This window comes from Butyrivibrio sp. XBB1001 (genome assembly GCF_000424505.1).
GTDB lineage: Bacteria > Bacillota > Clostridia > Lachnospirales > Lachnospiraceae > Butyrivibrio.
Genome location: NZ_AUKA01000014.1, coordinates 39,409 through 52,372 on the forward strand (window position 1 = coordinate 39,409; position 12,964 = coordinate 52,372).

Here is a 12,964-nt window from a genome sequence, read left to right on the forward strand (position 1 = left end):
AAACGCATCCTGAATCACATTACAATTCCAATCAAAAAAGAATGCATGACATAGGCAAATGTCCTATAACATACATTCTATTTTCTTACACCTGCATTATCTACGCGGTTTTTATGTCAAATTTCCAAAAACATTGCATTTTTTGCATCCCTCTTTTATCTAGGAATCGTGATCTCAACTGTTGTTCCCTGTCCAATGTTAGAAGAGATCTCCATCCTGGCATTTTCCATAATCTCCAGCCTCTTCTTGACATTCATAAGGCCAATATGTTCGCCTTCGGTCCTCACTCTGGAATTATACTCATCAAGATCAAATCCTGTACCATTATCGGAAATAATAACCTTTACAACTCCGTTATCCTCTACGGTTGCTATGGTAACTGTTCCTGGAGCCCCGTAATTTCTTTTACACAGTCCGTGTTTAACAGCATTTTCTACAAGTGGCTGAACTGTGAGTGCCGGAATCTCGAAATCAGTTACCTGTATGTCATAAGCTACATTAAATCTATCTTTAAATCTTGCCTTCTCAATTTCCAGATATACTTTTGTATGTTCCAATTCTTTTTCAAAAGGTATCGGCTTATCTGCATCGATAGACGCAATATTGGCTCTAAGGTACTCAGATAGGCTATTTACCATCTCTTTTGCCTTATCGGTATCCTTGTCGCACAGCACATAGATCGAATTAAGCGCATTATATAAAAAGTGAGGCTTTATCTGAGAAATTGCAATCCTTGTCCTTAAATCCTGCAATTGCTTTTCCTGATTGCTTATTCTTTCCCTCTGCTCTACAATCATTTTGGCATTGTCTTCGAGAGCCTGAGCAAACATAACTAGTGCCACCAGTATAATGGCTATATTTGACAGTGATATTCCGTAAACAAATAGCTGTATTGCAGTTGCGATTATAGGAATTACAATGAAGCTAACGATTGCGCCAAACCTCTTTTTATCCATGTTTTCCTTCTTAAGGAACGTGTAGACAAAAACAACATTGGCCTCCAGCAGAACAAGCACTGTCCAGATTACAAAGCCTAGCCCCCTCTTATATTCATTTGTTTCAGGATTTATGGTATAAACAAAACCGCTGATCTGAGAAAATGCCAGGAATAAAACAGCGCAGACTGCTATTACAGAAACAATGATAATAACTTTTTTGCTCCTCTTTTCTTCATCAACAGATAAAATGACATATTCTGCCAGCAAAACCGGAATAAGAGCATTGCAGATAAAAGATATATAGTTGGAAACTTGAAGAATACTGTGATTTAAAGCTCCAGGCACAGCATCGAAATACCACGCCCAAGCATCAAAGAAAAGCATAATGCCCGCAAGAAGTTCCAGTCTTCCAAGGGATTTATACTGGCCTCTGATAGCAGACTTGCCTATAAAAAGATATATGGAAGCCACTATAGCAAAAAAGCTTCCCCATAATTCCATGCAATTAAAAACATACTTTATTTCGAGCACTTTATTTCCTCCAATGCAGCTATTCTACTTTCAGCCCAACTGTATTGAGTCATGTACTCCCCTTGAAATGCGCTTCTAGCAGCTACCCCCCCTATTTTGAAATCGAAAAGATCACATTTTACCTTGCTCACGTCAATTCCCAAGGCTCCACGCTGCTTTATAAGCACATTTTCAATTCCGTTTTTCTTAAAAGTATTGCTTAAGTCTGATTGAAGATTCTTCATATACGATGATTTAGATGACAGATCATCGTCGTCTTCCCACAGAATGCTCATTGCTTCCCCAACAGTGCACATTCTACCCTCTTTATCTACAAGGATAGCTAGTAGTTCTTTAGTCTTTTTATAGCCAAATTTTATTGGTATATCATCCACAAATATCTCGAAAGATCCAAATGTTTTGATATCTACAATCCTTTTTTCGTCTTTTACCGGGTGTCTTAAGTTTTCAAGAGTTTTCCTGATTTTACCCTCTGTGCAGGGTTTTAATATATATCCACTGACATACATGTCAAATGCTTCTTCCATGTATTCTCTGTATCCTGTTGAAAAGATAATGTTTATATCTGGATGTATTTCTATAAGCTTCTTGGCTATATCTATGCCATTCACTTCATACATTTCTATATCTAGAAAAGCTATGTGAACTTTATTAGTCAGTGCATAATCAATAGCCGGATCAGTATAGGAAAATCCTGTTACTGTCGCATCCGGCAGTATTCTTTTAAGCGTATTTACAATTCCTTCGAGTGCTAATTGCTCATCGTCAACAGCAATTATATTCATCCTCTACTCCTATCTCTTATAAACACACTCCCACTTAATTATACCCGTAAATTCGCAGCATATAAATACAGGAGGCCGTTTTTGACCTCCTGTAAATTATTACATTTTTATAAAGTAAAATAGTATATATTAGTTGCTCTTTCTTCTGCTATCAACGATGATTGCAAAGATAATGAGTAATATCATAATTGTTATAAGGTACAGTGCATTCTGTACGTTATAAGCGTTCTCTACAGTCTCAACTGTCTCAGGAACTACAACTGTTCCAACTGCTACATTTGCTACTGCTTCGCTGTAGTTATCATCGTAAACGATGAGATAATCAGAGAAACGATCTGTCTCAAATGTAAGTGTTGTGTTGTCATCGTCAAGGTCATCGAGTACTGTGCACTCACCGTCATGATTTCTGATTACGAAGAACTTTCTGTCAGCCTTCTTAAGGTTTGAAGGAACATCGATAGTAATCTTGATCTGATTGTTTGCCTCTGGCACATACTGCCACTCTCCTGCATTGAAGCGCTTCTCAAGAGAAATATCTATATACTCGCCCTTTGTAAGTGTTGAATGTGCTTCCTGTAAAGACTTTATTGTCTCATCGAACTGCTGTTTATGCTCTGTGCTTACCTTCTCCTCGTTAGGAGTAATACGAAGTCTGATTTCCATTGTGCCGCCGTTATTTACACTGTAAAGTTCTGCGTTTGTAAGGCAAGCTGCTGCTAAAACGTTGATGTTCTCAAGCTCGTAGCTAATCTGTGACTCTGAGTCAGATATTACTTTATATTTTGTGCTTGATGTTGACCATTCGCCAGTTCCATTTATAAGGTTTGTAAGCCAGGACTCAACCTTAATGACGATAGAACCATCACCAAAAGTCTGTGTTGCGCGCTTAGCTGTTGGATTAGCAACATCAGCTGCCATTGTTGCAAATGTCTTGTACATATTTGTCAACTTATTTGTTAACTGGCCATTATTCTGTCTCTCATGAAGGATATCAAGTCCAAAAAGATCTTCTTCGTTGTTACCAGTCTGTTTATTTGTTGATGCTGTAGTTGTCTTCTTTGTCTTTACTTCTTTTTCTTCCTCTATAGGCTCTTCTACTGCCTTCTTCTCTGTCTTTTTAGCCTTAACAAATACTACTTCTTCTTTTGCTTCACCCTGGTATACTGGGGCTTCGTCAATCACGTCATGTCTTGTGTTTGCTGCTAAAATAGATCTTGCCTTGTCGAGAAGCTTTTCAAAAGTTACTAAATCTGCGCCTTCTGCTTCTGGATCTAACTGACGTCCAAGATTAAGGGCCTTATTTACATATAAGCGCTCTTCTTCTGTCAGGTTATTCCATGCATATGTTCCTCTAAGGATCTGCTGATAGTTTGAATTATTTGTATTGTCGTAAACAAGTCTGTCGTCATCTTCGTTCTCATCATCGTTGCTAACAAGAATAGAAACGAACTCGTTTACAAAATCGTCAGCGTGCTGCTTAACGCTCTTTGCTCTGCCAAGAATATCTGCATATGTGAGACATGGATTAACTGTGTCGCCCATAATTCCGGTATTCTGTGCTGTATACTTCTCATCGATAAATCTCTTTACTACGTCTGCAAGATTGTCATATATTTCTTCACTTGCAAGAATCTGATCTGTATTTGCTGCTGTTGCGTCTGCAAAAGGATTTGTATCGCCAGCAAATTTTACATGTGCATTCATGAATGCATCTGCTGCGTTATTTACATTTGTTGTAACCTGTGTCTTTTTTGTTCCAAGGTTTGTTCCAAAGTTATTTCCCATGTAAGCCTGAACCTTTGATGGAACCTTTGTATACTTGGAATTAACATTAACGATTGCATCATAATTGTTTACATCGTCAGGATCTGCAGTAACTGCTGCGTTGTTATTCTTAAGCCAAATTGCTGCATTAAGCTTATCCTTAAGAGCTGCAACGTCTTCTGCTGATACTTCTGGGTTTGCAATACCTTCACTAATTGCTCTCTGAAGGCTTGCAAGATCATTATTTGAAACTGTTCCAGCATTTATCATTGCTGCGTTATCTTCCTGCCAAACCTGCTTGGCAAGACCTGTTGTATCAACTGTAATAGTCTTTACAGTATTTCCAAATGCTACAGAAATTGTGTTATCGCCACCTCTATAATTTAATGTTCTATCTACCAATGTACATCCGCCTACATTGTATGATGTTTTGCCAATATCAATTGTCATGTTCAGGTACTTACCTACATCAGAATCACTAATCTGGAAAGAACCTGTGCTCATACCTGCGAACTGTTCTTCATTAACTGTTGCCTGAAGGCTTGCCGCTGTAAGCTGAGCTGTGGTATATGTATATAATCTACCAAAGATGTAATCTTTATTGGGATACCCATAAGAAGGTATTGTAAAAGCCTGCGCTCCACCTGCATCGCACCAATATGCCATATAGTCTTCAAACTGTGTATATGTACTATTTTTAATTCCATCAGCCTGATAAACTGATCCGTTACTACAAGTATCAAATCCAGTTCCGGCCTGATCAACATGGACATTTACTTTTATATCGCTTTCACTACCAGAGAAATTAGTATATGCTTTTAACTGATTATAAGCATAACTGTTATTTCTAGTAAAATTTGAGGGAGATGAAAGCTTTGCTGTTCCCTGAGGTACTCCGATTACTGCACTGTTTGCATCAAGATCTTCATAAGTATAAGGAACGAAATAGTAACTCTGATCTGTAGTAACAGTAGTTACTTGCTGAAAATTGTAATATACAGTTGTTGTAGTGTCATCTGATGTAGAGCCTGAATCTGTTCCTGATCCGGATTCGCTTCCTGAGCCTGTTCCTGTAGATGTTCCAGCTGATGTTGCCTTTTTTGTGATATTGATCATTCCAAACTCAGGAGAAAATGTAACATCATAAAGGTCAGTATCAATACCTGAAATATCAAAATCATCTATAGTAAGTGCTACTTTACTATCGTCTGAACGCCAGAAAGTAATTGAAGTAGTTTCCTGATTAGTTCCTGCTGCTATATAATGAAGAACTCTTGTCTCATATCCTGCAAGTCTTCCTGTTCCGTCTGTTGTCTGATCACTAATTGCAGTAGAATCTGCTGTGAAATTATCAAAAGAAATTGTAACCTTAGGTGCTGGAGTGCTGTTTTCGCCTGGCTGTGCTCCGCTATTTGCTGATCCACCTGTGCTGCCTTGCTCTCCACTACCTGCTGTTGTGCCGCCGTTGCTTCCGCCTTGCTCTCCGCTTCCTGCTGTTGTGCCGCCGTTGCTTCCGCCTTGCTCTCCACTTCCTGCTGTTGTGCCGCCGTTGCTTCCGCCTTGCTCTCCGCTTCCTGCTGTTGTGCCGCCATTGCTTCCGCCTTGCTCTCCACTTCCTGCTGTTGTGCCGCCGTTGCTTCCGCCTTGCTCTCCACTTCCTGCTGTTGTGCCGCCGTTGTTTCCGCCTTGCTCTCCACTACCTGCTGATCCGCCTGTACTGCCTTGCTCTCCACTACCTGCTGATCCGCCTGTACTGCCCTGTTCTCCGCTTCCTGCTGATCCGCCTGTGCCGCCTTGCTCTCCACTGCCTGCTGATCCGCCTGTGCCGCCTTGCTCTCCGCTTCCTGCTGATCCGCCTGTGCCGCCTTGCTCTCCACTGCCTGCTGATCCGCTTCCGCTTCCTTCTGTTCCGCTTCCTTTATTTTCACCTGTATCTCCGTCGTTTCCATCATTTAATTCTGTATCATCATTATCTGTTGCAAATGATGTAACTGAACTTGTATACATCAGTCCTACAGAAAGAGCAGATGCTGCTAACATGTAATACCATCTTCTTAACTTGCTACCATTATTTCTCTCCTTCATAATATTGATCTCCTTTTCATATCAAAAAGCTCTTCCGTGAGCCACCTTGTACAATTTCAATATTTCAAAAGTGTTTTGTGTTTCTTGTTGAGAACACATTACTCCCCTGATAGTCACAAAAAGGTCACAAAAAAGGCCAAAAACACCCGTTTTTGACCTTTTTAAGAATCGTTTTATAATTCAATCATATTTGCATTACAATTTGATATTGTCAGTTAATTTTGTGATATTTTTGATTTATACTTTTTATTCCCAGTTTCTATTTTGTCCCCTGTTTGACATGAAATTATCAATTTTTATCCATTTATGACAATTCTTATTGTCTTTATCTCATAAGCTTCCATATATAAGCTGAGTTTTTTATCTGCATCAAAATACCGCAAAGCTGCTTCACTAAGCCTTTTTTCCAAAAGATCACACTCATATACTTCTGCAATAGAAATATCTCTTCTTATATTAGAAAACAAAACAGCATTTACCTGCCTGCTTCTTCCATGGCCTTCGTGAAGCCTGATTATAATATCCCCAGAATCCTCTGCCAGCTTGATAGCATCAATATACACACCCTGGCTATCACCAAGATCAATTACCGCTTTCTCTATATCTTTTACCAGGTTATAAGCAGATCTCTTTTCTTCGCTTAATATAGAAGAAAGAGGATCATTCTTAGGAACATAATAGTGGCTCTCACCATTTAAAGCCTCTGCTTCTTCTATTACATTGCCCTCTCTATGATCACCTGGATGTGGCAAAAGAGAATACGTAAACTCGTGCTCTCCCTGATCAGCGTTAGGATTAGGGAATATTCCTGACTTAATCAGAGTAAGTCGCATCATCTTTTCCTTTGCATCATATCCATATTTGCAGTCGTTGAGCACAGCAACGCCGTAATTTCCTCCATTTCTATCAGAAATATCCATCCACCTATGGGCGCAGCATTCAAATTTAGCCCTATCCCAGCTATTATCCCTTGATAGATTTCTTTTTATGTCACCAAACTGAATCTCGCAGGTAATCTCCCTAGAATCAATATTCACAGGGAATGCCGCCTTTAGCAGGATCTGATGCTCATGCCAGTCCACTTTAGTTCTAAAATCTATGCGCCTTTCATCATTTCTTATAACTATGGTCTGGCTAATCGTAGAACTGCAAAACTTCCTCAGAAGCTTCAGGTGAAGCTCACAGAAATCCCCGTCTAAGCCGCTACTTTCCTCACCAAAAACTGTTTCAGAAATGTCCACAAATGAGCCATCTTTCTTATATGTTAAGACAGATATCTCACTTAAATCTGTTATATCAAAAGATATGTCTTCAAAATTCGCATCAATATTCCAGGCATCATACTCAAGTGGTTCATCCTTAAAAGCGATGAGTCTATTTAGCGACGTTTGTGTCATATCTCTGATCTCGCCACCGATTTCCTTATCGTAGAGGCTTATAATTTCCCCTTTTTCATCAAAAGAAATGACATAGTAGTTAGTTTCTATTTTTAGTCCCCTGACTCCTTCAGAAGCACCTCTGATAATTATCCCGTTAGTAGATTTTTTAACGGCCTTTTTGTCACTTTCTTTATCTGAAATATTAAAAACCAAAATTGCTCTCTTAATTAGCTCTTCAACAATGTGAATTCCACGCTTATAGTCCTCTTCAGAAACCTGATATACTTCCTCAATTGAAGATCCTGGCAGAATATCATGGAACTGGTTGAGCATAAGTATCTTCCAGGCTTCCATAAGCTCTTTCGCAGGATATTCAAGGCCTGCCTCCAGATGAGCATATGTCAAAAGAATTTCAGCTTCCTTAAGAAGATGTTCAAGCCTTCTATTGTAGCGCTTATTTTTCCCCATGGAAGTATAGGTTCCTCTGTGGAATTCTAGGTATAATTCGTCCTCCCACTCAGGAACATTATCGCTTTCTGAAACCTTTTCCAGTAGTCCATCCATGAACTCAGTCACAGATTTCTGCACAGTTACTGGGCATCCAGGGATACCTTCCCTAAGCCTTCTGTCCTGTTCCAGCATCTCCCAGGTTGGACCGCCGCCTCCATCGCCAAAGCCATAAACTGTCAGTGTCTCGTTTGTAATATCTTTTTCCCTGAAAGCTCTCCAGGTTCCCATGATCTGGCTTGCATCCTGCCTACCGTTGTAGGTGTAGTTTAGTATTCCGCCTTCTCTCATAACCATGTCAGCCCTTGGCAGATCGCAGGTAGTTATAAGATAAGTAGGGATCATGGTTCCATCAATCCCCTTCCACATAAAAAGATCATGAGGCATTCTGTTAGTGTCATTCCAGGCAAGCTTTGTTGTCACAAAGGCTCTTATCCCACTCTTTTTCAAAATCTGTGGCATGGCTGCACTATAGCCAAACACATCAGGAAGCCACAAAATATTGCTATCTACGCCAAAGACTTCCTTAAAATATCTTTTTCCATACAAAATCTGCCTTACAAGGGACTCTCCGCTTGTAAGATTGCAGTCAGCCTCAAGCCACATAGCCCCTTCTGGCTCAAAACGGCCCTCTTTTACTCTTTCCTTGATTTCCTCAAAAAGCTCTGGCTCATCTTCCCTTACAAATTCATACATCTGGGGAGTACTGGCCATAAAGAGGTATTCAGGATACCTTTTCATAAGCTCCATGACCGTGGAATAGCTTCTGATAACCTTTTCTCTGGTCTGTCTTACAGGCCATTTCCAGGCAACGTCGATGTGTGTATGCCCAGTACTGGCCACTGTTTGGGCAGATTGTTCTCTGCCATAGAGATTATCATGAAGAAAAACTGACATTTGTGTCATAGACTCTTTTGTGTAGTAGTCAGCATCAATGTCGTATTTTGTACCAGCGGCCTGGAGCATCCTACTTCCTTCAACCAAAATATTCAGAATTTTGTCTGCATTCTTAGAATCTACGGGCTGATTATTTTCTATTGCCTTTTTGTCACTTAAAAGGTCAATTGCATTTTTCCTGGAGTCAAATCCCAGCATTGCTTTCGCTGCGTCAAAAGCGACACTAATGTCAAAAAATGCATTCTTAGCCGCTTCGTCCAAAGCTGCCAACTCCATTTTCAGGTAGTTACCATTTATGGATAAATTTGAGTAGCCATAGATAGCGATATCAACAATCCTGTCAGTATTTTTTTTCCAGTCATTTACTCCATAAACACTGACACAGTTGTGGTTCATATCCATTCCGCTGCGTCTTACACCGTTTATATATACAAGCATCTGAGGATTATCTGTGTTCCAGATATCATCTGCACCAGTACTTAAGAAAAAGAAAACCTCTCTGCCTGAAAATTCCTCTGGAATAGTTACTTTTACTCTGAAAAGATCATGACCATCAGGTTCTCCCCAGAGATCACCATTTTGAAATTTATCCCATTCCAGATAGTTTCCAAATAGCTCTTTTCGCTGGCCATAGCCTACTTTTTTGTGCCGTATTCCTGCAGGATTCATAACACTTGTTATGTCTATTTTCCTGCCAAACATCTGACTTTTTAGTCTGTTAGCAGTATTCTCCACAAGCTCCAGTCTTTTATTCATATCTTGCTCGTAAACATCTCTGTTCATGGGATTACCCTCACTCTTATCCCCTGACTTGTCCAAAGGCTTTTATTCGTCTAAAGATCACATAAGCTTTATCTTAAAGCATATCGGCATATCAGACTTAAAGGTCTCTGACGCCTTAATTATCATTTCCTCTTCATTTCTTTCAAATGAGAGCTTTTCTCCTGTTGATAAAAGAGTTACCTCATCCACCAAAAGCCCTCTCATAGGCTCTGTCCTAAAGGCCTTGATCTTGGCATCCTGAACTGCAGGGCGCATCCAGTAAGCATATACATAGCCACCCTTATATGTAAATCTGAAGTCAGAAGCTGTATACTGCACCTCTCCAGCGTCTGCAAAAGTGCCGCTTGCGATCACGCTATCACCTTCCTTGTACTGTCTCCAGTAACTGGTCTCATAGATACCCTCTCCATTTGTAGAAAGCCACTGTCCCATCTCAGAAAGTGCCCTCTCATCTTCCTCAGTGAAACTTCCATCTGGCTTTGGTCCAAGATTCAGAAGGAAATTACCATTTTTACTAACTGCATCGATTAGGTCGCATACAAGCTTGTATCCACTCTTGTACTCGTTGTCCTTTATATATCCCCAGGATCTGTTCCCTATTGCTGTATCTGTCTGCCAGTATCTAGGTGAAATCTCTGAAAGTGCGCCTCTTTCCATGTCAAAAGTAGCAACATCTGGTGGGAAAGCATTGTGCTTATAGCAAATTGTTACTTCTTTTCCCCACTCTGCAGCACGGTTGTAATAATATGCAGCCAGCTTCTTAAGGTAAGGCTTAAAGGATATATTCTGGATCCACCAGTCAAAATAAAGCATAGAAGGCTGATATCTGTCGATGATCTCTGCAGTTCTCACAATCCAGTCATCAAGCCACTCCTTGCTTGCGCCCTTTGAATCCGGATTCTCAGTACTAGCTGTAAACTGCTCATTCTGCCACTCTGGGCAAAGAACTGCTGGCCCATAAAAGTCGCTGTATTTCTCGTCATTTACATCGCTGTCAAACTCGCGTCCCAGATTCATAAAGAAGTAGTGCTCTGCTCTGTGAGAAGAGCCACAGAAAGTAAGGCCCTGCCTCTCACACTCTTCTCTTAATTCTCCAACTATATTCTTTTTAGGCCCCATGTTTGCCGCATTCCACCTATTAAATTCAGTATCATACATAGCAAAGCCATCATGGTGCTCCATAACAGGAACTACATACTTGGCGCCTGCTTTTTTGAAAGTTTCAATCCATTTGTGCGCATCAAATTTCTCTGCCTTGAACATAGGGATAAAATCCTTATAGCCAAACTTATCCTGTGTTCCATAAGTTTCTACGTGATGCTTAAACTCTCTGCTCTCTCTGTTATACATATTTCTGGAATACCATTCATTGCCATATCCTGGCACACTATAGATTCCATAATGAATGAAAATACCAAACTTGGCATTCTTAAACCACTTTGGTGTTTCATGGGCTGAAAGTGACCCCCAATCTGCTCTAAATTTTCCGTTTTCAACTACCCTTTCAATTTCCTTTAAATATTCGTCTTTTGTCATCTGCTATACCCTCTGAAAAAATTTTTAAATAAATTTATACATTTCACTATCAATCATTATACAATGGCTCCTTCTACGAAATGTACGCATATTTTGCTCATTTTTAACAGGAAAATGTCACTTTCTATCCAAACGAGTAAAGCGCTTTGCAATATAAGAGCCCACCACCCGGAAAAATGATCCCAGGTAGTGGGCTGTAGTAACATATATGTTATATATTTTATATATTTACTTTTCTTTTGCTTCAGTAGCAACAGTTACTTCTGCTCCACTGATATTTACATTCTTATTTACCTTAGCGTCATAAGTGTTAGCTCTCATGATCTCAGCAAAATCAACACCTGTTGCTTCGCTCATTGTATCAAATACCTGCTTCATGACAATTGGCATATTTCCAGAGATTCTGGCTGCACCACTTTCGCCGCCTTCACCAGTCTCATAGATGTTAATCTTATCAATCTGTGAAAGAGGTTTTGCAATCTCAGCAGCAATCTGAGGCATTACCTTGATCATCATTTCTGCCATAGCAGCGCCATTGTACTTTCTATAAGCTTCTGCCTTTTTCTCCATTGCTTCAGCCTCAGCAAGACCTTTCGCCTTTATAGCTTCCGCTTCAGCACGACCTGTTGCAGCAATACCAGCTGCCTCAGCATCATATTTAGCTTTAATACCTGCTGCTTGCTGCTCAAGAGCATATTTCTCAGCCTCAGCTTTTGCCTTCTTGGCATCAGCTTCTCTCTCCTGCTCGTACTTGGCAGCCTCAGCCTTTCTCTGACGCTGTATAAGCTCTGCCTCAGCCTTCTTCTCAGCCTGATACTTCTCAGCATCAGCCTTTTTCTCAATCTCAGCAGCAAGTTCCTGCTGTTTTACAAGTACTTCTTTCTGCTTAAGTTCTGTCTCACGCTCTGCCTTTGCAATCTGAGCATTAACTGTAGCTGTAGCAATAGATTTCTGCTGTTCCTGCTGCTGAATAGCATATGCAGCGTCTGCAATAGCGTTTGCAGTGTCAGCCTGCTGCTTAAGCTCTGCCTGCTTGATTGCAAGAGCGTTGTTCTTTTCAGCGATTTCTGTCTGTGCAAGAACTCTCGCATCATTAGCAGCCTTATCTGCCTCTGCCTTGGCAATTGCAACGTCTCTGTCTGCCTGTGCCTTAGCAATTGCAGCATCTTTTTTGATCTTTGCAGTGTTATCCATACCAAGATCACTGATAAGACCATTTTCATCAGTTACATTCTGGATGTTACAGGATAAAATCTCGATACCAAGCTTACTCATATCTCTTGAAGCTTTTTCCATAACCTGATCAGAGAAGCTGTCTCTGTCAGTATTGATTGTCTTAAGAGCAAGTGTACCAATGATCTCACGCATGTTACCCTGTAATGAATCCTGAAGATCTTCTGTGATCTGCTCTGGATTCTTGTTAAGGAAGTTCTTGGCAGCAAGCTGTATTGATTCAGGGCTTGTACCAATTCTTACCTTCGCAACAGCGTCTACATTAACATTGATGAAATCATTTGTTGGAACTGACTGTTCTGTCTTAATATCAACAGTCATCTGTCCAAGATATAATTTGTCGACTCTCTCAAAGAATGGAACCTTTATGCCTGCGCGTCCAATCAGTATCCTTGGCTTCCTTCTGATACCTGAAATAATAAATGCTCTATCTGGAGGCGCTTTTACATACCCCGCTACTATCACCATTATTACAATCAAAATGATTGCAAAAACTGGAATTAACTGCAAAAAATCTAAACTCATA

At 40.2% G+C, this 12,964-nt stretch carries 6 protein-coding genes; all 6 read right to left on the reverse strand.

What is annotated here, in order from left to right:
* Positions 1–155: 155 nt before the first annotated feature.
* The 6 genes from G631_RS20300 to G631_RS0112045 all read right to left on the reverse strand — a co-directional run bounded on the left by G631_RS20300 (position 156) and on the right by G631_RS0112045 (position 12,963).
* Positions 156–1,469 (reverse strand): sensor histidine kinase, encoded by a 1,314-nt coding sequence (locus tag G631_RS20300; RefSeq protein WP_051197207.1) that lies wholly within the window; start codon positions 1,467–1,469, stop codon positions 156–158.
* A complete protein-coding gene (locus G631_RS19085) occupies positions 1,457–2,254 on the reverse strand; it encodes a LytR/AlgR family response regulator transcription factor (RefSeq protein WP_035789774.1) in 798 nt (265 codons plus the stop codon). The genes G631_RS20300 and G631_RS19085 overlap by 13 nt, the downstream gene beginning before the upstream one ends.
* A gap of 129 nt (positions 2,255–2,383) precedes the next feature.
* Positions 2,384–6,103: a hypothetical protein gene (locus tag G631_RS20965; protein ID WP_051197209.1), complete on the reverse strand. Its 3,720-nt coding sequence runs from the start codon at positions 6,101–6,103 to the stop codon at positions 2,384–2,386.
* A gap of 296 nt (positions 6,104–6,399) precedes the next feature.
* Positions 6,400–9,669, reverse strand: a complete 3,270-nt coding sequence (locus tag G631_RS0112030; RefSeq protein WP_026489659.1) for an alpha-mannosidase — start codon at positions 9,667–9,669, stop codon at positions 6,400–6,402.
* A 57-nt stretch (positions 9,670–9,726) separates the two neighbouring features.
* On the reverse strand, positions 9,727–11,205 hold the full coding sequence (locus G631_RS0112035; RefSeq protein WP_026489660.1) for an alpha-L-fucosidase: 1,479 nt from the start codon (positions 11,203–11,205) through the stop codon (positions 9,727–9,729).
* A gap of 228 nt (positions 11,206–11,433) precedes the next feature.
* Positions 11,434–12,963: a flotillin family protein gene (locus G631_RS0112045; protein ID WP_026489662.1), complete on the reverse strand. Its 1,530-nt coding sequence runs from the start codon at positions 12,961–12,963 to the stop codon at positions 11,434–11,436.
* Position 12,964: the final 1 nt, after the last annotated feature.

Excerpts from the sequence above, each read along its gene's own strand:
- G631_RS0112035 (WP_026489660.1), bottom strand. The coding sequence starts at position 11,205 with ATGACAAAAGACGAATATTTAAAGGAAATTGAAAGGGTAGTTGAAAAC.
- G631_RS0112045 (WP_026489662.1), bottom strand. The coding sequence starts at position 12,963 with ATGAGTTTAGATTTTTTGCAGTTAATTCCAGTTTTTGCAATCATTTTG.
- G631_RS19085 (WP_035789774.1), bottom strand. The coding sequence starts at position 2,254 with ATGAATATAATTGCTGTTGACGATGAGCAATTAGCACTCGAAGGAATT.
- G631_RS20965 (WP_051197209.1), bottom strand. The coding sequence starts at position 6,103 with ATGAAGGAGAGAAATAATGGTAGCAAGTTAAGAAGATGGTATTACATG.
- G631_RS0112030 (WP_026489659.1), bottom strand. The coding sequence starts at position 9,669 with ATGAACAGAGATGTTTACGAGCAAGATATGAATAAAAGACTGGAGCTT.